This is a genomic window from Candidatus Pelagibacter sp. HIMB1506, assembly GCF_052047935.1.
GTDB lineage: Bacteria > Pseudomonadota > Alphaproteobacteria > Pelagibacterales > Pelagibacteraceae > Pelagibacter.
Map to the genome: position 1 here is coordinate 948,322 of NZ_JBNAIS010000001.1, position 20,539 is coordinate 968,860.

Annotated in this window: 19 protein-coding genes, 2 tRNA genes and 1 other RNA gene; 9 read left to right on the forward strand and 13 right to left on the reverse strand. The window is 27.0% G+C overall.

The features are described 5' to 3' along the window. Positions 1 to 9: 9 nt before the first annotated feature. The 3 genes from mraZ to ACTTA8_RS05155 form a co-directional block, all read right to left on the reverse strand. Positions 10 to 468, reverse strand: a complete 459-nt coding sequence (gene mraZ, locus ACTTA8_RS05145; RefSeq protein WP_440654714.1) for a division/cell wall cluster transcriptional repressor MraZ — start codon at positions 466 to 468, stop codon at positions 10 to 12. A gap of 264 nt (positions 469 to 732) precedes the next feature. Further along, positions 733 to 1,089, reverse strand: an RNA gene (rnpB, locus tag ACTTA8_RS05150) — RNase P RNA component class A. 41 nt (positions 1,090 to 1,130) lie between these two features. Continuing rightward, the gene (locus tag ACTTA8_RS05155; protein ID WP_440654716.1) at positions 1,131 to 1,862 is read right to left on the reverse strand and encodes an N-acetylmuramoyl-L-alanine amidase; all 732 of its coding nucleotides are present in this window, start codon (positions 1,860 to 1,862) and stop codon (positions 1,131 to 1,133) included. A 104-nt stretch (positions 1,863 to 1,966) separates the two neighbouring features. Here ACTTA8_RS05155 and ACTTA8_RS05160 point away from each other — a divergent pair, with 104 nt between their 5' ends. Genes ACTTA8_RS05160 through ACTTA8_RS05170 form a run of 3 tightly spaced genes read left to right on the forward strand, consistent with a single transcriptional unit; the run spans position 1,967 to position 3,852 of the window. Further along, on the forward strand, positions 1,967 to 2,773 hold the full coding sequence (locus ACTTA8_RS05160; RefSeq protein WP_440654717.1) for an MlaA family lipoprotein: 807 nt from the start codon (positions 1,967 to 1,969) through the stop codon (positions 2,771 to 2,773). 17 nt (positions 2,774 to 2,790) lie between these two features. Continuing rightward, positions 2,791 to 3,375 (forward strand): MlaC/ttg2D family ABC transporter substrate-binding protein, encoded by a 585-nt coding sequence (locus ACTTA8_RS05165; protein WP_440654718.1) that lies wholly within the window; start codon positions 2,791 to 2,793, stop codon positions 3,373 to 3,375. A 6-nt stretch (positions 3,376 to 3,381) separates the two neighbouring features. Next, positions 3,382 to 3,852 (forward strand): hypothetical protein, encoded by a 471-nt coding sequence (locus tag ACTTA8_RS05170; RefSeq protein WP_440654719.1) that lies wholly within the window; start codon positions 3,382 to 3,384, stop codon positions 3,850 to 3,852. A 3-nt stretch (positions 3,853 to 3,855) separates the two neighbouring features. Here the strand turns inward: ACTTA8_RS05170 and ACTTA8_RS05175 are convergent. From ACTTA8_RS05175 to ACTTA8_RS05195, 5 genes are all read right to left on the reverse strand, one after another. Then, positions 3,856 to 3,932, reverse strand: a tRNA-Ile gene (locus ACTTA8_RS05175). A gap of 58 nt (positions 3,933 to 3,990) precedes the next feature. Next, a tRNA-Val gene (locus ACTTA8_RS05180) sits at positions 3,991 to 4,065 on the reverse strand. Between the two features lie 3 nt (positions 4,066 to 4,068). After that, the gene (rpoD, locus tag ACTTA8_RS05185; RefSeq protein WP_440654720.1) at positions 4,069 to 5,892 is read right to left on the reverse strand and encodes an RNA polymerase sigma factor RpoD; all 1,824 of its coding nucleotides are present in this window, start codon (positions 5,890 to 5,892) and stop codon (positions 4,069 to 4,071) included. Positions 5,893 to 5,957: 65 nt separating this feature from the next. Next, complete coding sequence (gene dnaG / locus ACTTA8_RS05190) at positions 5,958 to 7,733, reverse strand: DNA primase (protein WP_440654721.1); 1,776 nt, start codon at positions 7,731 to 7,733, stop codon at positions 5,958 to 5,960. Continuing rightward, complete coding sequence (locus ACTTA8_RS05195; protein WP_440654722.1) at positions 7,733 to 8,194, reverse strand: GatB/YqeY domain-containing protein; 462 nt, start codon at positions 8,192 to 8,194, stop codon at positions 7,733 to 7,735. Before ACTTA8_RS05195 ends, dnaG begins: the two co-directional genes overlap by 1 nt. Before the next feature lie 127 nt (positions 8,195 to 8,321). Between ACTTA8_RS05195 and carA the strand changes: the two genes are divergently transcribed. The 5 genes from carA (at position 8,322) to ACTTA8_RS05220 (ending at position 13,806) form a co-directional block, all read left to right on the forward strand. Continuing rightward, positions 8,322 to 9,518, forward strand: a complete 1,197-nt coding sequence (gene carA / locus ACTTA8_RS05200; RefSeq protein WP_440654723.1) for a glutamine-hydrolyzing carbamoyl-phosphate synthase small subunit — start codon at positions 8,322 to 8,324, stop codon at positions 9,516 to 9,518. Further along, positions 9,496 to 12,714, forward strand: coding sequence for a carbamoyl-phosphate synthase large subunit (gene carB, locus ACTTA8_RS05205; protein ID WP_440654724.1), 3,219 nt, complete (start codon positions 9,496 to 9,498; stop codon positions 12,712 to 12,714). Before carA ends, carB begins: the two co-directional genes overlap by 23 nt. Before the next feature lie 87 nt (positions 12,715 to 12,801). Further along, a complete protein-coding gene (locus ACTTA8_RS05210) occupies positions 12,802 to 13,188 on the forward strand; it encodes a hypothetical protein (RefSeq protein ID WP_440654725.1) in 387 nt (128 codons plus the stop codon). Between the two features lie 3 nt (positions 13,189 to 13,191). Continuing rightward, positions 13,192 to 13,404, forward strand: coding sequence for a hypothetical protein (locus ACTTA8_RS05215; RefSeq protein ID WP_440654726.1), 213 nt, complete (start codon positions 13,192 to 13,194; stop codon positions 13,402 to 13,404). A 99-nt stretch (positions 13,405 to 13,503) separates the two neighbouring features. Continuing rightward, positions 13,504 to 13,806 carry an STAS domain-containing protein gene (locus tag ACTTA8_RS05220; protein ID WP_440633811.1) on the forward strand — a complete coding sequence of 101 codons (303 nt, stop codon included), beginning with the start codon at positions 13,504 to 13,506 and terminating at the stop codon, positions 13,804 to 13,806. 33 nt (positions 13,807 to 13,839) lie between these two features. Here ACTTA8_RS05220 and ACTTA8_RS05225 read toward each other — a convergent pair whose 3' ends face one another. Both ACTTA8_RS05225 and ACTTA8_RS05230 read right to left on the reverse strand, forming a co-directional pair. Further along, positions 13,840 to 14,175 carry a diacylglycerol kinase gene (locus ACTTA8_RS05225; protein ID WP_440633810.1) on the reverse strand — a complete coding sequence of 112 codons (336 nt, stop codon included), beginning with the start codon at positions 14,173 to 14,175 and terminating at the stop codon, positions 13,840 to 13,842. Between the two features lie 115 nt (positions 14,176 to 14,290). Beyond that, on the reverse strand, positions 14,291 to 15,073 hold the full coding sequence (locus ACTTA8_RS05230) for a hypothetical protein (RefSeq protein ID WP_440633809.1): 783 nt from the start codon (positions 15,071 to 15,073) through the stop codon (positions 14,291 to 14,293). Positions 15,074 to 15,207: 134 nt separating this feature from the next. Between ACTTA8_RS05230 and ACTTA8_RS05235 the strand changes: the two genes are divergently transcribed. Then, on the forward strand, positions 15,208 to 16,767 hold the full coding sequence (locus tag ACTTA8_RS05235) for a sulfatase-like hydrolase/transferase (protein ID WP_440654727.1): 1,560 nt from the start codon (positions 15,208 to 15,210) through the stop codon (positions 16,765 to 16,767). Positions 16,768 to 16,786: 19 nt separating this feature from the next. Here ACTTA8_RS05235 and ACTTA8_RS05240 read toward each other — a convergent pair whose 3' ends face one another. The 3 genes from ACTTA8_RS05240 to ACTTA8_RS05250 are packed head-to-tail and all read right to left on the reverse strand — an operon-like array spanning position 16,787 to position 20,508. After that, the gene (locus ACTTA8_RS05240) at positions 16,787 to 18,715 is read right to left on the reverse strand and encodes a transglutaminase family protein (RefSeq protein WP_440654728.1); all 1,929 of its coding nucleotides are present in this window, start codon (positions 18,713 to 18,715) and stop codon (positions 16,787 to 16,789) included. Then, on the reverse strand, positions 18,708 to 19,634 hold the full coding sequence (locus ACTTA8_RS05245) for a hypothetical protein (protein WP_440654729.1): 927 nt from the start codon (positions 19,632 to 19,634) through the stop codon (positions 18,708 to 18,710). Before ACTTA8_RS05245 ends, ACTTA8_RS05240 begins: the two co-directional genes overlap by 8 nt. Beyond that, on the reverse strand, positions 19,624 to 20,508 hold the full coding sequence (locus ACTTA8_RS05250) for an AAA family ATPase (protein ID WP_440654731.1): 885 nt from the start codon (positions 20,506 to 20,508) through the stop codon (positions 19,624 to 19,626). The genes ACTTA8_RS05245 and ACTTA8_RS05250 overlap by 11 nt, the downstream gene beginning before the upstream one ends. Between the last annotated feature and the right edge of the window lie 31 nt (positions 20,509 to 20,539).

Below are 20,539 nucleotides of genomic sequence, written 5' to 3' on the forward strand. Positions count from 1 at the left end.
TTGTTTCCCCTATTGTTTATTTGTTTGAAGCTCCCATTTAAGATTAGCTCGATTAATATTTGCTTTTTTTCTAGCTGATGTCTTAAATTTTTCAAATGCTGTTGGTTCCCATATTTGAAAGGTTTGACCTTGACCAACAAACAACATGCTATTTTTTATTTTTGCATGTTTTAGTAATTTTGATGAAAGAGAAATTCTACCTTCACTATCAAACTGTAAATTTATACTCTCTGCTAATATTGATGTCGCAAAATAATCTCTTTTTTCCTCAAAAGGATTTAAAGAGTCTATAGCAGAGGAAATTTTTTCAATTCTGTCTTGGGAGCATGCTTCTATCGAAGAATTATTAAAAGATGGATAACAAATAACACCATTATAACCTAAATTAGACAAATGAGATCTGAAGCTAGCAGGCACAGATACTCTCCCTTTTTTGTCCAATCTGTTCTCGTAAGTAGATAAAAACATGTTTTTTTAATTTTATAAATTCCATAAATGGGAATATATGGGAATATATGGGTATTTAAAAAGATAGTCAAATGTTGATTCTTTGCTTAATTAAAGTCATTTTAAGAGGAAAATTCTAAGTAATTATTTGAAATTGATAAGCTCTTTCATTTATTTGGTTGCTAAAATAATGAGAATACTTATTCAAGCTCCATTTAAATTTATGCTTCTAGCTATAAAAATAATTGTATGGATATTTAATTTTTTTGTTTTTTTAAACTGTGAATTGCCAGATAAACTATAAGCCGGGTTCTGTCATTTAAACCTATCATTTGTCTAGGCTTAAGATCACTCTTAAGCTCAAGCAACTAACCCTGATGACTAGCCAAGGACGGCTTTTAGTTTTGCAACAATGTCATCTCTACTTAGTCTTGCTCCCAGTGGGGTTTTCCAGCGTTCATTGTTACCAATAGAACCGGTGTGCTCTTACCACACCTTTTCACCCTTGCCATGTTATGGCGGTTTATTTTCTGTGGCACTATCCCTAGGGTTTCCCCTGCCAGGCATTACCTGGCACTGTGTCCTTGTAGAGCCCGGACTTTCCTCTTTAAAATAAATTAAAGCGATAAGTCATTTATCTGGCAAAGTGAACTTATAATTAAACTTAAAAATTACAAGATAATTTAATTAAGCTTTTTTATTAGGTTTTCACTTATTAACAAACATTCTTTGTCAATTTTTCCATCTATCAATTCTTGTCTAAATCTTCTTTGAAATGCGACTGTGATATTTTTATTGTATTTATTTTTATTTATTTTCGAGTTCTTAGGATATCCAATTTTATAAAGATTATTTATAAATTTTATTTTTAATAGGTTGCTTAATTTTAATTTTCTATAAACTTTAATTTCATTTGATTTTAACTCATGCCAAATACCTATATTATTTTTTGATAAAAATTCCCAAGGAAATTTTTCACCTGGATCTTTTTTTCTATCTGGTGCAATATCCGAATGACCTAATATAGATTTTGGATTAATTTTATATTTTTTAATAATATATTTTGTCAACTTAATTAGAGAATAAATTTGCTTTTTTGAAAAATTTTTATACCTAAACTCATGACCAGGATTGTTTATTTCAATTCCAATAGAATTTTTATTTAGAGATTTAAATTTTTTCCAACTAGAAACTCCCGCATGCCAAGCAATATATGTGTCAGGTACCATTCTTAAAATTTCACCGTTATTTTTTATAAAATAATGACAACTTACTTTGGACTTAATATCTAATAATTTATCAATAGCTTTTTTCTCATTTTTCATTCCTGTGTAATGAAAAATAATGAAATTAATTTTATCTAAACTCCTTTTTTTTGAGTCAAAATTAGGTGAATAATATGGATTTATTGTCATGCTCAATATGGGGTCTATTTTCAACAATTATTAAACACTTTATCGACATTTTTCTAATTTAAAAATTACTTTATTATAAAAATTTATATAATATAAAATGAACAATGCTTAAAAAAATATTAATAATTTCTGTTCTAATTTTCCTACAAGGAATTAATGCCTATGCTGGATCAGATGGTGAAACCACTTTAAACAAAAAGAAAACTGAGCAAGTAACAAAAACTAGAGACTGCTTTGAAAAGTTAAATAGAGCGACATTTTCATTTAATCAAGGTCTTGATAAAACATTGTTAAAACCTATAGCAGAAGGATACAGAAAATTACCAGAAGGAGTACAAACAGGTACAAGTAATGCAGTAAGAAACTTATCTAACTTAATAACAATACCAAATAATGTTTTACAAGGTGATGTTAAAACTGCATTTGTTAATACAGGAAGATTATTAGTCAATAGTACTGTTGGAATTTTAGGATTTATTGATGTTGCTAATAAAATAGGATTTCCAAAATATGAAAGAGAAGATTACGGTCAGACATTAGGTAAATGGGGATTTGGACCAGGTTGCTACCTTGTCCTTCCAGTACTAGGGCCATCTACGGTTAGGGACACTACAGGATCATTTGTTAATGTATTAGGTGGGGACCCTTGGTATAATGCCTCTACTCATGGTAACAATGAATTTTTGAGTGAAGGAGTTTATTTAGCTTCTAAAGGTATAAGTGGTATCGAATTTAGAGCCAATAACATAGAGTCACTTGAAAACCTTGAAAAAAATTCAATAGATTTTTATGCTTCTATCAGAAGTTTATATTTACAAGATAGAGAAAATAAAATTAAAAATCTTCAAAGAGGAAACTTAGAAATAATTTTTGAAGATGATAATGGCTGGGAAGAAATCGAAAATAAATAATTAATTATTCCAATAAAATGAAAAAATTACTTATATTATTAGTTTTTTTTAATCTCAATTTAACAAACAGTTTCTCGATAGAAGCAGATGTTTTTGTTCAGTCTACTGTTAATAGAGCCGCTGAAACTTTAAGCAGTGGTTTAACTAAAGAAGAAAGAATGGATAAATTGAAATCGATAGCTTTAGATACAGTTGATATAAGAGGCATAGGTTTCTATTCACTTGGAGCACATAGGAAAAGTGCATCTGATGAACAAAAAAATGAATATGAAAAAGTATTCACTGAATATTTTTTACAAAGTTTCTCAAGTAGATTAGCAGAATATTCTAATCCAATTATAAATGTTGATTCAAAAAAAAAAATAAATGAAAACTACACTATAGTATCAAGTACACTTGCTGCGACTGATAAAAGACCAGCTGTCAAAATAGATTGGAGAATTTATACAAAAAATAAAGAACAACCACTTATCAGAGATCTTATTATAGAAGGATTAAGTTTAGCAAGAACTCAGAAAGAGGAATTTAATTCAATTATCCTTAGTGCCGATGGTGATATAAATGCATTGATTTCAAAATTAAGGGATTTTTCAAATAGCTAATAAATTTTGAAGATTTCAACTAAATCGATACTTTTAATTTCAGCTTTAACTTCTTCATTTTTTTTAATCTATTCATCATATAAAGGAACAATTTTATTCTTTGTTAACGAAGCGTTAGAAGATACTTTTGTGGGTGGAAGTACATCTGATATTTCAATTTATTTGTGGTTTACAATTTCTGGAATTTTAATACTCATAACTCTCATGTTCCTGTTTTTTTTAAAAATAAAAGATTTAAAAAGTCAAAAGATAATTGTTGCAGGTTTAACAGTTTTTTGGATTACAATTTCAATATTTTTAATACTAATAAATTTATCAAATTTTTGGATTTCATTGATTACTTTAACTCTTGGTGTTCTTTCATTTTTAGCTATGAAAAATCTTAAAAAAATAATAATTGCTGAATTAAATAAAAAAGGGTTAACAGAAAAAGAAATATACCTTTTGCAAAAACTAGCAGGTATATCAAAAGATTAAATATGGTGGGCCCGCCAGGACTCGAACCTGGGACCAATACATTATGAGTGTACTGCTCTAACCAACTGAGCTACAGGCCCAAAACAATAGTTAGTTATATCATTTTTCTTAACTTATCAATTAAAGATAAATCAATAATGGTGGGCCGTGTTGGTTACGCTCCAACTACCCCTGCAATGTCAATGCAGTACTCTACTATTGAGCTAACGGCCCAATCTAACTTTCTAAGAAACTTTTTAGTTGTTTAGATCTACTAGGGTGCTTTAATTTTCTAAGAGCTTTGGCCTCGATCTGCCTAATTCTTTCTCTAGTTACAGAGAATTGCAAACCCACTTCTTCTAAAGTATGATCAGTATTCATACCAACACCAAATCTCATTCTTAAAACTCTCTCCTCTCTTGGAGTTAAAGTAGATAAAATCTTCGTTGTCGCTTCTCCAAGATTAGATTTTATTGCTTGTTCTAACGGAGCCAAAGCTTTTGTATCTTCAATAAAATCACCTAAACTACTATCTTCCTCATCACCTACCGGTTTCTCAAGAGAAACAGGTTCTTTTGAAATCTTTAAAACTTTTCTAACTTTATCTAAAGGCATTCTTAATTTTTGTGCCAGTTCTTCAGGTGTTGCCTCTCTGCCAAATTCACTTAAGATTAATCTTTGAGTTCTCACTATTTTATTAATTGTCTCTATCATATGAACGGGTATACGAATTGTTCTTGCTTGGTCTGCAATTGATCTAGTTATTGCTTGTCTAATCCACCAAGTTGCATATGTAGAAAATTTATATCCTCTTCTATACTCAAACTTATCAACTGCTTTCATTAATCCAATATTACCCTCTTGAATTAAGTCTAAAAATTGCAATCCTCTATTTGTATATTTTTTGGCTATTGAAATTACCAATCTTAGGTTTGCTTCAACCATCTCTTTTTTAGCTATCCTAGACTCTTTTTCTCCTTTTTGAATTCTGCTAACTAATTTTTTAAAATCAGTTACAGAAATTCCAAGTTTGTGGCTAATTTCAATAAGTCTTGCTCTTATATTTTTAAATTCATCTTTATTTTTTGCAAAGAATTGCTTCCATACTATATTTGTATCTAAAAATTTTTTAAGATTTGGATTTATTTCATTACCTATATAAAATTTTATAAATTCATTTCTTGGTATTTTTTGATCCATCGCAAGTCTCAATAAATTACCTTCTAATGAAATTATTTTTTTATTCTCAACATAATGTTTTTGCACAAGTTCTTCTAAAACAGAGGGAGATAGTTGAAGTGATTTAATATTTTCTAAAATATCATTTACAATTTTTTCATATCCTTTTTCCTTTGCAGGTGTAAAATTTTGAGAATTTAAGATACAATCTAACTTTTCTTTTTGATATTTAATAAGCTTTGTATATTCTTTAGTTAACGTGTTAACTGTTTTTAATACTTTTGGTTTAATTTCTGTCTCCATTGCAGCAAGAGTTGGATTGAAGTCATCATCTTCGTCTGAAGAGCCTTCCTCTTTGTCTGTCTCTCCAGCATTTTTTTGTTTAGCACTTGGTCCTGTTGACTCATCTTCCATATAGTTTGTATCTATATCTATAATTTCTCTAACTAAAATTTCATCTTTTTGAAGTTTTTCATTCCACTCAAAAAATTGTTGTGCTGTTATAGGACTTTGTGATAATGCAATTAACATCACATCTTTTCCAGCCTCTATTCTTTTTGCAATAGCAATTTCTCCTTCTCTCGAAAGTAATTCGACACCCCCCATTTCACGCAAATACATTCTTATAGGATCGTCACTTTTTTCAATTGTTTTACCTTCTTCTTTATTTGAATTTTCTTTTTTTCTAAGAACTTTAAAATCTGATTTTTTTTCAACTAATGAGATATTTTCATCTAATATATGAATAAAAGCTTGAGCAAGATTTTCATCTGATAAATTTCTTTTACCTAATGATTTACTTAGTTCCTCGTATGTTATAAAACCTCTATGGTTTCCACGACCCATTAATCTAGCAAATGATTTTGTAATTATTCTTTCCACAGTGATAAAGTTGAAAGTCTTATATAATGTCAAATTTGTAAAAATCCATTACAAATTTGTCCAGATTAATTGAGATTCTGCTTTTTTTTGAGCTCTTTTAGCTCATTAAATGTACTCTCGCTCATATCGACTGAAAACTTCGATTCTAACTCTTGAATTCTAAACTCAAGATCATAATTCATTAAATCTCGTGAAATATCTTCAAGCAATTCAATGATTTTCTGTTCATCTTCAGAATTATTTTTTAAGATATATTTTATTGGCGCAAATTTATTTATCTTTTCAATTATTTGACTATCCAAATTTAAGTCCTGAACAGCTATTTGATTTTCAGATTTTAAAACTTCAATTATTTGATTAAAGATTTTTTTATTAACTTCAGTAAATAATTTAAGATTTTCAATTAAATGAATATTTGATTGCATTAAATTCAAATTATTAATTACCAAGTAAATTAAAGAAAATTCTTTAAGCTCAACTCCAGATAAAGATTGGCTTTCGTTATAAAACTTCTTTGTAGCATCTAAAGATTTGGTTGATTTTTTGTAAGTTTTTTTATTTTTTTGATTTGAATGAGGAGTTAATTCTGCAATTTTCTCTAAAAAATATTCTAATACATATTTTTTTATATAATCATCCTTAATGGTATTTGCTACATCTCTTAACCTTTTTTCAAAAATAGCCATTGAAGAAGGATTATTTTCAGTTTGTTTTTTATAGTGACTAAAAATAAATTGATGAATTGATAACTTAGATTGTTTTGTAAATTCTATAAAATTAGCTTTTCCATTTTTATTCACATAACTGTCAGGGTCTTCTTTATTTGGTAAAAATAAAAATGAAATTTGTTTTACTGGTTTTAGCTCTTTAATTGAATTTTCCGCTGCTCTTAAAGCAGCTTTATACCCACTTTCATCACCATCAAAACAAATGATAATGTCATCGAAAAATTGATTAAGTATTTGAATTTGTTTATCAGTTAGTGAAGTGCCAAGATTTGCTACAGCGTTATCAATTCCATTTTTACTTAAGCCTACAACATCCATATAGCCTTCGACTAAATAAATATGATCTACTTTGTTTGATAATTTTCTAGCTAAATCTAGATTATATAAATTGGATCCTTTTTTAAAAAATAAAGTTTCTGGCGAATTGATATATTTTGCAAGGTAATCTAGTTTTTCTATAATTCTTCCACCTAAAGCAATTGGTTGACCAGTTATGTTATTAATTGGAAAAATTAATCTTCCTCTAAATCTTTCGACATAAATTTTCTTTTTTTCATCTAAATAAAATAATCCAGTTTCAATTAAAGTTTGTTCACTATATTTTTTTTTTAATTGCTCAAATATATTTGAATTTTTTTCCACATATCCCATTTTAAATTTTTTTACGTCTTCTTTACTTAAAAATCGATTTTTTAAATATTCTCTAGCATTTGAATGTTGTTCGTTTTTTAATAATTCATTATGGTAAAAATCAACATATTCATTATAGACTGACTTATATTCATTCCATTTTTTTTCTCTCTCTTCATCTTTTTTTGAAAACATGTATGGTTGCATGCCTGCCAATTGTGCTAAATGTTTAACTGCTTCTCCAAACTTCAAATTCTGAGTTTTCATTACAAAATCAAAAATATTTCCATGTTCTGAAGTAGCAAAACAATGATAAAATTCTTTTTCATCATTAACAGTAAATGAAGGTGTTTTTTCGTTTTTGAATGGAGATAAACCTACAAATTCTTTACCTCTTTTTTTTAATGAAACTGTTTTTGAAACAACCGTTGATACTTTCAACCGTGTCTTAATTTCATCTAAATACTCTTTGGGGTATTTCATCAACTGTTCAATAATTCCTTAATTATTGATCCAGCTTTAGAAAAATCAATTTCATCAGAATGAGATTTCTTTAACTCACCCATTATTTTACCCATATCTTTAATAGAACTAGCACCCAACTTGGCTATTAATTCAGCACACAATTTTTTGGTATCTTCTTCGCCCATTTGTTTGGGTAAAAAATTTGTTAAAATATCATATTCATTCTGCTCAATTTCTAATAAATCCGTTCTGTTGTTTTTTTTATAAATCTCAATAGATTCGGCTCGTTGTTTAACCATTTTTTTAAGTAGTTTTTTTATATCCTCATCATCTGTGTCTTTCTTATTGGGGCCAGAACGGTTCGCAATATCTAAATCTTTAATAGAAGATAAAATTAACCTGTAGGTTGATATTTTATTTTTATCTTTCGATTTTAGAGCATTTTTATATTCGTTTTCGATAGTATTCTTTAATGACATAATTTTTTTAATCTACTTAAAAGAAAAAATTCTTCAAAAGAAAAATTGTTTTTTTACAATTTTATAATACATCTCTGTTGCGATAATAAAGCAATTATTGTATTAACCTTTAACTCATGAGTTGTAATTGATCAAAAATTCAAAAAAAATAAACTCAAAAAATAATCATCAAATTAATACAGGCTTTTTAGTTCTTGAAAATAAGAAGGTATTTAAAGGAATTGGTATTGGCTACGAAGGAGAGGCAACCGGAGAAGTATGCTTCAATACCTCTTTAACCGGCTACCAAGAAATAATCTCAGATCCGTCTTATGCAGGACAAATTATTAATTTTACCTTTCCACACATTGGAAACGTTGGAACTAATAAAGAGGATATAGAGTCTGATAAGATATGGACAAAAGGAGTAATTTTTAATTCAGAAATAACTGATCCATCAAACTATAGAGCTTTTTTGCACCTAGATGCTTGGCTTAAGAAAAACAAAATTGTTGGTCTCACTGGTCTAGATACTAGAAGTTTAACTAATTTTATTAGAGATAAAGGAGCACCAAAAGGAACAATTGCTTTCTCAAAAAAACAAAAATTTAATATAAGTAAATTAACAAATACTACTTTAAAATGGAGTGGATTAAAAAATCTAGATCTTGCAAAAGAAGTATCAACTCCTAAAAATTATATTTGGAAAGGTTTTAAAACTTGGAAAAAGAAAGATGGATTTGTAAAAAATAAAAAAAATCAATTTCATGTTGTTGCAATTGATTATGGTATTAAAAAAAATATTTTAAGATATTTTTCTGATTTTAATTGCAAAGTGACAGTAGTACATTGCAAAACATCTTCTGAAAAAATTTTAAGTCTTAAACCAAATGGAATATTTTTATCAAACGGTCCTGGAGATCCAGCTGCTACAGGAAAGTATGCGATAAATATAATTAAAAACCTTATTAAAAAAAACATTCCAATATTTGGTATTTGTTTAGGTCACCAGATTCTCGCTTTAGCACTTGGTGGTAAAACAAAAAAAATGAAGTTAGGTCATAGAGGTGCAAATCATCCTGTAAAAAATTTAATTCATGGCAATGTAGAGATCACTAGTCAGAACCATGGCTTTGAAGTTGTTAAAGAAACCTTACCAAAAAATATTGAAGTCACTCATAAATCATTATTTGATAATAGTATTGAGGGTATTAAATTAAAAAATAAACCAGTATTTTCAGTTCAATATCACCCCGAGTCTAACCCTGGACCACAAGATAGTGTCTATTTATTTAAAGAATTTATTAACAATATGAAAAAAAATGCCAAAAAGAAAAGATCTTAAAAAAATATTAGTAGTAGGTGCTGGTCCAATTATTATTGGCCAAGCATGTGAGTTTGATTATTCAGGAACACAAGCTTGTAAAGCTTTAAAAGATGAAGGTTATAAAGTTGTTTTAATTAATTCTAATCCTGCAACCATCATGACAGATCCAGATGTTGCAGATAAAACTTATATAGAGCCAATCACCTTAGAGGTTCTAGAGAAAATTCTTATAAAAGAAAAACCAGATGCAATTCTACCGACTATGGGAGGCCAAACTGCTCTTAATCTTGCAATGGAGGCAGAGAAAAAAGGGATATTAAAAAAATACAAAATAGAGCTTATTGGTGCAAATTCTAAAGCAATTTCTAATGCTGAAGATCGAAAGAAATTTAGAAAAAATATGATTGATATTGGTTTAGATTTACCAAAATCTGAGATTGTTAATAATATCAATCAAGCTTCTAAAGTTCTAAATAAAATTGGTTTGCCTGCAATCATTAGACCTGCATTTACCCTAGGTGGTCTAGGTGGTGGAATAGCAAAGAATAAAAAAGAATATCTTAAAATTATAAAAAATGGATTACACGAGTCACCAGTTAGCCAGGTTCTTGTAGAAGAGTGTTTAGAGGGTTGGAAAGAATTTGAGATGGAAGTTGTAAGAGATAAAAAAGACAACTGTATCATCATTTGCTCAATAGAAAATATTGACCCGATGGGAATTCACACAGGAGATTCTGTAACTGTTGCTCCAGCTTTAACTCTTACTGATAAAGAATATCAAGTTATGAGAAATGCCTCTATTGCATGTTTAAGAAAAATTGGAGTTGAGACAGGTGGATCCAATGTTCAATTTGCAATCAATCCAAAAAATGGACGAATGGTTGTTATTGAAATGAATCCTAGAGTATCTAGATCATCAGCACTTGCATCTAAAGCAACTGGGTTTCCAATTGCAAAAGTAGCGGCTAAGCTCGCGGTTGGTTATACATTAGACGAACTTAAAAATGAGATTACAAAAGTAACACCCGCTTCTTTTGAGCCAAGTATTGATTATGTAGTAACTAAAATACCAAGGTTTACTTTTGAAAAATTTTCTACCTCGCCAGCGACTTTAGGTACTTCAATGAAATCTGTTGGTGAGGCAATGGCAATTGGAAGAAATTTCAAAGAATCTGTTCAAAAAGCATTGGTTTCTCTAGAAACTGGTTTTTCTGGTTTTGACCAAATATTCAATTTAAATAAAAAACAAATCGAAAAAAAACTTAAAGATCATATTCCAAACAAAATGCTTCTTGTTGCGGAGGCTTTAAGAAAAAAAATTAGCTTAAAAAGAATATATAGTTTATCTAAAATTGATCCTTGGTTCTTAGGACAAATTAAAGAAATTGTGGATAATGAATTAATTATTAAAAAAAGAGGTCTTCCAAAAGATTATAATGAATTTAATAGAATAAAATCTAATGGTTTTTCAGACAAAAAATTAGCCGAGCTTACTAATTCCTCAGAAGATACAGTAAGAAGAAAAAGAACAGCTTTAAAAGTGCTACCCGTATACAAAAAAGTTGATACTTGTGCTGCTGAATTTAAATCATTTACGCCTTACATGTACTCAACTTATCAAAGAAATTTTTCAATAAGTTCTGAGTGTGAGGCAGATCCATCAAATAAAAAGAAAATTATAATTTTAGGCGGTGGCCCTAACAGAATAGGACAAGGGATTGAGTTTGATTATTGCTGTTGTCAGGCAAGTTTTTCATTAAAAGACGCAGGTTTTGAGACAATCATGGTTAATTGTAATCCTGAAACTGTATCTACTGATTATGATACGAGTGACCGTTTATATTTTGAACCTTTGAAAGAAGAGTATGTATTTAACATTATTAAAAAAGAGCAAACAAAAGGAAATCTAATAGGAGTTATTACTCAGTTTGGAGGACAAACTCCAATTAAGCTTGCTAAATTTTTAAATGATAACAAACTTCCAATTTTAGGAACACAATACAACTCAATAGATTTAGCAGAAGATAGAGATCAATTTAGAAACTTATTAATTAAATTAAATTTAAAACAAGCAGATAGTGGAATTGCAAAAACATTCAAAGAGGCAATTAAGATATCTGAAAAAATTGGTTTACCACTAGTGGTTAGACCTTCATATGTTTTGGGTGGAAGAGCAATGGAAATTGTCCATGAAAAAAGTCAGTTAAAAAACTTTGTTGAAGAAGCATTTAAAGCTGCAGAAGAAAATCCAATTCTAATTGATAAGTTTCTAGATCATGCAATGGAAGTTGATGTAGACGCTATTTCTGATGGTAAAGATGTTTATGTAGCAGGTATCATGCAACATATTGAAGAAGCAGGTATTCATTCTGGGGACTCAGCATGTAGTTTGCCACCGGTATCAATTAAACCATATCTAATTAAAGAAATTGAAAATCAAACAAAAAAACTTGCCTTAGCACTTGAAGTAAAAGGTTTTATGAATATTCAATATGCAATCAAGAAAGATGAAATTTATATTATTGAAGTAAATCCTCGTGCTAGTAGAACTGTGCCTTTTGTATCAAAAGCAAAAGGAATTCCCCTTGCAAAGATTGCATCAAGAATAATGACTGGAGAAAAACTTTCTAAATTTAATCTTAAAGATAAATCAAAAGGAATGTATGCAGTAAAAGAAGCTGTATTTCCTTTTAATAAGTTTCCTAATAGCGATTTACTTTTAGGACCTGAGATGAAATCTACAGGTGAAGTAATGGGCTTTGATAAAGATTTTGGAATGGCTTTTGCTAAAAGTCAGATTGCTGCAGCTAATTCACTTCCAAAAGAGGGTCTTGCATTTATATCTTTAAAAGACTCTCATAAAGATGAAGGTATTGATTTAGCAAGACAGCTGATAAAGCTTAACTTTAAATTATGTGCAACAAAAGGTACTGCTGAATATATACAAAAACATGGAATGAAATGTAAAATTATTAACAAAGTGAGCAGTGGTAGTCCTCATATTGTAGATGTTTTAGACTCTAATAAAATTGCACTTGTAATTAATACTGGTGGTGGAAACAGTGAGCACAGATTAAATGATGCTATTGCACTTCGTAGAGCAACTCTTAAAAATAAAGTTCCATATTGCACAAACATGTCTACTGCTCTAGCATGTTTGGAAGCAATTAAATCTTTAAAAACCAAAAAGTTAGAAGTTCAAGCTATTCAATAAATATCTATAGAAAAATTTTATATTAAGCTTAGATAATAATATAAATTTTATTTTAAATAAAACCCAATTTGGGTAAAAGATCATCCCATGCATTTACAAAATTACAAAATAATCGAAGATTTAGTAGCTTCAATATACACAAAAGATATATCCGACTTTGGTGACAGATCTTATTACCCTCAAATATTAAAATTAGTAAGTAGAATTAATTTAAAAAATTTTACAAATGAAAACTTAATTTGTGAAAATGAGGTTTTTTGCTCTACTTCAAATGGAGCAAGTATTAATTTAATTTCAAGAAGTCTTGGTCTTCCAAGAGAAACTGTTAGAAGAAAAGTTTCAGAATTAATCAAATTAAATTGGTTAATTAGAGACAATTCAAAAATTTATGTTTCTCAAGAATGGAGAAAGAAAAATTTAGAAAATAATGAAATAATTCTCAAAGAATTAATTGAGCTTTCTAGAAAAATTTAAATTATGAATAATATTCAACATATAATTTTAAAAAATAAAAATATAAACGATGTAGTTATACCTAAAGCTTATTTAGAAAAAAATGAATATAATAATAAGTTAAATTATAATCAAATTATGGATAAGATTGCCAAAAAAGAAAAAAGAAAAAAGAAATTTGTTTATGTTTTGTCTACTATTTCTGCAATCGCATTAATTGCTGCAAGCTACTCTTAGGCTTAATTATTTAAATTAAATTCAATATTTATCATCAGCAATAACATTTAAGTTTAATGATTTTGTTGACTACTTGTTTACTCTGATTATATTAAAATCATGAGTTATCCAGAAAAAACTGAAAATGACGTGCTGATAATTACAGTCAGCGGTGAAATAGATCTAGAAAATTCAGGAAACTTAAGACAACAAGTGCATGGAGCTTTAGATGATAATAAAGCTGTGTCAGTTGATATGAGCGCTGTAAATTACATTGATAGTTCAGGAATTGCAGTATTGATTGAAAGCAAACAAAGAGCTGGTGAAGGAAGTAAAGAATTTAAATTAGTCAAACCTAGCGAAGCTGTAGTTTCAGTTTTAAAACTTGCTAAACTAACAAGTTTTTTTGATATTGAAAATTAATTTTTAACTAATATCTAAAATTTACCTATAGATTCAGAATAAAGTTGCAACGATTAAAGCAAGTAAAGTAATTAATATAATAAATACCGCTGCACTTCCCAAATCTTTAATTTTTTTAATATCAGCATCATATTGTTTTGTTATTTTATTGCATAATATCTCTATAGCAGAATTAATAATTTCTAATGCCAATAAAGTTACATAAGTAACAAAAATTATTAATTTAAATAAAATTTCAATATCTATAAAAACAAGGTATGGTATTAAAAATAACCCTAAAATTAATTCAAGAATAAAAGAATTTTCCTTACAAGCGACATTTAATCCATTAATTGAATTTTTAAGATTAAAGAAAAGTTTTTTTACCATTTCATAAATGACACTATCATATTTTAAATATATTTGTCTTTATTGTTAATTTGTAGATCTGCCTCTAATTGAACTTAAGAAATTTTAATAAATTTAAATAAATTTTTTTTAAAGTTTAGCAATTTTTTGCGCGAGAAATATGACTTAAATAACTTCTAAATTTTATATTATTGGTTCCTAAATCATTAGTGTTTTCACTTTTTTTTTTATTAATAATTTCCAAAAAGATAGTACCATAAAGAGGCCAGGATTTTTTAATTTCTTTACCGTTCTCATCCAAAGGATTTAATTCATGGTACCAATATTTCCTATTAACATTATATAAAGTTTTTATGCCTAAAAATTCATCTTCAATAATTTTTCTTTCAACTACAGAATTTTTTGATGAATAATTTTTAAAATACGAAACCCATTCATCAAAAATTTTTGGATTTTTACCAAAAAGATTAGCTTTTAGATCTGATGATATGTAGTAATCTAATACAGAATTATTGCAGCTATTAAACATTAATTCAATTTCATCTGTTAAAGGATCTCCGTTAATATCTAGAAATTCATATTTGACACCTTTACACAAAACTTGAATATTTTTTTCATTTTTATACCTAGAGATATCATCACTCACAGTATCAACCTTAATTTTCCCCTTTATCTCCATTTTTTCACCGTATAGTACCGAACATTCATTTTTTAAATTCGTTAATAAATACTCAAAGGTGTCTGCTACTTTTGAACCAATATACATATTTAAATTTGATAATGGTTTATATCCTGCAAAAATTGCTATTGCCTCATCGTCTGCAGCTTTTTTAGCTTCAGATTTTTCTTGTGTGAAAATAATAAAAAATGAAAATAAGATTAAAATACCTAAAGTTGAAAAAACAAAAATTTTTTTCATTAGAGTGTACTATAATATAAAACAAACATATTATGCTTACTAACTAATCTATCTTTTACTTTCAATAGAAATTATATATTTTTGAACAAAATAGATTGCAGATTTAAAATTTAAATATAAACAAACAAATTATAATGAATTTAACTAAAAAAGATATTGTCTGTTTGCTGATATTGTTTTTAAGCTTTTTTATAATTACGCTCACATTTTGGATTACTAAAACTTTTGGTAAAAATGTTTATTATGTAGAAATTTTATACAATATTCATATCGGATATGAAGGTTTTAAAAACTCACCAAATAAATATAAAATAGAGTTTGCCTTATACACATTTTTACCAGCTATTATTATAGCTTTTATAACTTTACTATTTAATAAAAAATTAAATATTTTATTGAAAATTAATGAAGAACAAAAAAATTTATGGATTAATAAATATAAAAATTTTATTAAAAAAATTTTTTTTAATAAATTTTTAAAAATATCATTATTCAATTCTTATATACTTTTGTTTTACTGTTCGTTATTTTTTGTTCTTCAGTTTGGATTTTTCGAATATTTTGAAAAAAGTGCTCGTTATGAAGATTATCCAAATCTTTACAAAAACCCTTATACAATCAAATACAATGAACCAAAAAAAAAGAAAAATTTAATATTATTTTATGTTGAGTCGCTTGAATATAATATTAGCAAATTGTCTAATAATAATAAATCTGATCCTCTTAAGCCCTTCAACGAGATTAAGGGAAAAAATGTTTATGATTTTAAGCATGCACCTTCTACAAATTTTAGTATTGCAGGGGTTGTGGCTAGTCAATGCTCAGTCCCTTTTGTTGTAGTGGTAAATACTAACATGGAAAAACTTCCTAAAGAAAAATTATATTGTTTGAGTGATGTATTGGCCAAACAGAATTATGAACAAGTGTTTTATATCTCTGTTGATCAACAATTCCAGAGTTTTGGACCTTTTAAAGAAAGACACGGTTTTAAAGTTAATGATGCTAACATAATCAAAAAGGATTTTAGAACAATTGAAAAACCCTCAAACAAAATGGCTTGGGGAGGAGGTGTTTATGATAGCACCTTATTAAATCATGCAAAAAAAGAAATAATTAAAACTTACAATTCAGGAAAAAATTTTAATTTTACAATCATTAATACCGACACTCACCATCCATTTGGTTATTCTCCTGAGTGTATAATAGGAGATATAAGTTCAGAAAGCTTACAAGCATACGAAGCTTATAAATGTTCCGGAACTTTAATTAAAAAATTTTTTGATGACTTGGATAGTTTGGGTATATTGGATGAAACTTTAGTTGTTATTTTAGGAGATCATTTAGCTTTTAGAGACCTTATTGGATCCTTAAGTAAAGAGGATGAGAGAAATATTTATTTTAAGACTAATTCAAACAAGAAAATTAACAGAGATAAAATCAATCATTTTGATATAGCGCCTACTATTTTAGACGGCCTAGGGATTTTACCAAAAAATAACAAGCAGTTTGGTTTTGGTGTGTCATTATTTGAGGATAAAAAAAATTTTGATTATGATCAGCATTACAATTTAGTAATGAGACCAGATATTCTAAGTAATTTTTATATGAGACGTCTATTGAAATTTGTACCACCTGCAAGGACAGATGGTCAAGATCCTGGTCCAAACGCCACAATGATATTAACAATTGATTAATAATAAATTTAATTAAAAATTAAACAATATTTAAGTAAAACTTTATTATCTTATAATTTTCTTTAAAGAAAGTTTTGTAACTAATCTTATAATTTTTCGCAAAGTTTATTTTTTCGTAAACATTAAAAACTTCATTTAATTTAATTTTGTCTTCATCAGAAAGTAACTTAAAAAGTTCTTGATGGGTAAGAGTTTTATTGTAAATTTTTTTTTTATTTTTTATTTTTTTAAACAAAGTTGAATAAAATAATTTTTTATTTAACAAAATTTGAATAGGTTTTATCAATAGCAAAGTGCAAATGAAAATAAATAGATAAAATGAGTTAAACTTCACATTCTCTAAAGTATTTTTTATCAATTCATTTCTAGATTGTTGATTATATTCTTGGAATTTATTTGTCCAAATATAATCAAAGTAATCGTAATATAACTTAATCATGTTTGATTTAAAAAAATCATTTTCTTTAACTAAATTTTGAGATTGTGAACTATTTGAGGATACGTTGTTAAAGCTAATAATATTAATTTGAGGAATAACTTGTGTAGGATCATATCTAATCCAGCCCTTCTCTTCAATGTAACTTTCAACCCATGTATGCGCATCAGATTGTTTAAAAGTATAAAAATTTCCTAATTCGTTATAAGTTCCCCCCATATAACCACTTACCAATCTTGTAGGAATATTCTGCAATCTTGCAAGAATAGCAAACATGCCAGCATAATATTCACAGTAACCTGTTTTAGTATCAAAGAAAAATTTCTCATAATTATTTGAATTATCTATATTCGGACTTAATGAATAAAAATATTCACCATTAGAAAAATGTTCCATTAGTTTATTTAAATATTCTTCATCAGAAGAAGAGCTATTTTTAATATTTAAAGACCAATCAAATAGTTTTTCAGAAAATGTATTTGGCAGTTTTCTATAAAAATCTTGAAGGTCATCATTTAAATTAATTTGAAAATTAGTAGGTTTTATAAAATAAGGAATTTTTTTATCAATTTTTTCAGATGTGTTAGCTGTTCCATTTAAGAAATTGTTTTTTACTAATTTGTTATCAAAATAAAAATTATTCAATATAGGTAGCCAAGTTTTGTCATTAGGATAAACAATTAATTTTGAATTTATACTTTCTGAACTAAGTTTTTTTATAATTGAAAAGCTATCTTTGTAATTGTTGTTAAACACTTCATTTGGAGCTGGGACCCAAGATCTCTCCAGGTTCAATAAATCAAATACTTTTACTCTAAAATATATAAGTTTATCAGCTTTATCTTCTAGAGTGTCGTAGATAAAAACCTTATCATTATTGTTGGATATTTGGCTAAAAGAACCTAGCTCGATTTGATCTGGAATTCCTAAATTATTTTTTGCAGTTTCAAATAATTTAATTTTTATTTCGTAACGAGGAAATATAAAATAAGTGATACCAATTATTGATAATGCAATAATACCAATTAATAAATACTTTCCTATGTATTTTAAATTAAGTTGAATTGCTCTTTGTTGATTTATTGAATAAAGATGAAGAATTGATAGCAGCATTAATAAAATTGAATTAGCTGAACTTAAGAAATCTTGACCATAGATTAGTGAGGTTACTGATAAAAAAATTATTGTAAAATTAAAGAAATAATAATCGTTTTTATTTTTAGCTTCAGAAAATTTAATAAATATTAACAATAAAACTGTATTTAAAAAAAATTCTTTCGACAGTGTCTGATCATTTAATTTAAATTGGATATAAATAGCTAACAATCCAACTATGTAAGAAAAAAAATTCTTAAACTTGTACTGATAAAAATTTTGAAATATTGAAAAACCTAAAACTAATATAAATAAAATTTGATTATAAAAATTCACATTAAACAAAAGTGTGGTAATAGAAAACACTAAAAGCAAATATGAGTTAATTTTAGGGTTTAGAAGATTAAATCTAGACATTAGTAATAAATTTTAGCAACTCATTTTTATGTGTTAAAGATTTAGAATAATTAGATGTAAAATTTTTATATTTTAAAGCAAATTTTTTTTTTTGATTATAGAAATATTCTATTAAGTAAGAAGCATACGAAAGAGACAATTCAAAATTTGAACTTTCAAGCTTCTCTATATCAATCAAAATTTGGTCATTATTATCAATTCTTAAAAATTTTTTTATAAATAGTTTTTTCATAGTTGAATAATGCCTCCATGAAATCCTAGATAAATTTTCATTTTCTTTTTGCTCCTCTATAGTTTCAAATTCATAATCAATATCATTTTTTAAATTTTGTTTTTCTAATCTGCTAATTAGGAAACTAGGTGGTTTAATAGGCTCTGGATAAATAAATAGTTTTTGTTTAAGTTTTACAGTACCAAATGCCTTAATGATCCCAAATGGAAATACTGATTCTAATTTAATTTGAGGCATGTCTTGAACACCTCTTTTTTTAAAAAAATATTTTATATTAATCTCCTTGCCGCTACTTAAATCAAAATTTTGTAATTTTTCTTTATCTAAAAGAAAATTAAGATTTAATCTGTCTTTTTTGTTCAGCGTTTGAATAAAGAAACTTAAATACACATTTTTGTTATTTGGGACTAAGTAATTTATTGGATCAATCCTGATTGAAACTAAATTTTGATAAGAAATAATAATAGAAATAAAATAAATTATGAAAAGAATAATTGAAATTAAAAGTCCAACATTATTTTGATAAAATATAGAAGAAGCAAAGGCAAAAAATATAAATACTGCCAGTTTAAATCCATTAAGATTTGGAAAAATATATAAGTTTTTTTTAGTTAATAAATTTTTATGAAATTCAGAATTTTTTTCTAATTTTTTTTTTATAAACTTTTTCCACTTTTCAAAAATCATCAGAAATATTTATTTTTTTTAATATCTCTTGATCTATAAAATTAACAACATACTTTTTCTCTATAGTATTAATTCTATGTTTCAATACATATGGAATAATATCTTTAACATCTTGTATGGTTACATAATCTTTTTCATTCAATATTGCTAATGATTTTGAAATCGCAACTATTTGTTTCAAGCACCTTGATGATATATGAACTTCTGAAAAATTTGAGTTAAGAAATTGTTTAACTTCTTGAATATATTTATAAACATTATCATTGATGTTTATTTCTTGAAGAGAGCTTAAATCCTTAAAATCAAATTGATTATTTCTTTTTATATCTAAATTATTTTCATTTTTTAAAAGAGTAAGTTGTTGCCGATCAGATAATTCATCTAAGGAAAAAGAGATCATAAATCTGTCTAATTGAGACTCAGGCAGCAAAGATGTACCTGATAAATCTGAAGGATTTTGCGTTGCAATTACAATAAACGGATCGGGTAAAGTAAATGTTTCTCTATCTATTGTGACCGACTTTTCTTCCATGGCCTCTAGAAAAGCACTTTGTGTTTTTGGGCTAGCCCTATTTAATTCATCGGCTAAAACTATGTTTGTAAAAATTGGTCCCTTCTTAACTTCAAATTTATCATTTTTTAAAAAATTAAAACCTAAAATATCACTTGGTAAGAGATCTGATGTAAATTGTATTCTTTTAAAATCTAAATTAAGTGCAGCGGTAATAGATTTTGCAAAAGTAGTTTTTCCAGTTCCGGGAAGATCTTCAATTAATATATGCCCACCAGATAATATTGCTGCTAATGAAATTTTAATATTTTGATCATTTCCAACAATATCCTTTTTAATACTTTTAATAATTTCTTTAAACATAAAACTTATTTATAAAAAAATTTCATCCTAA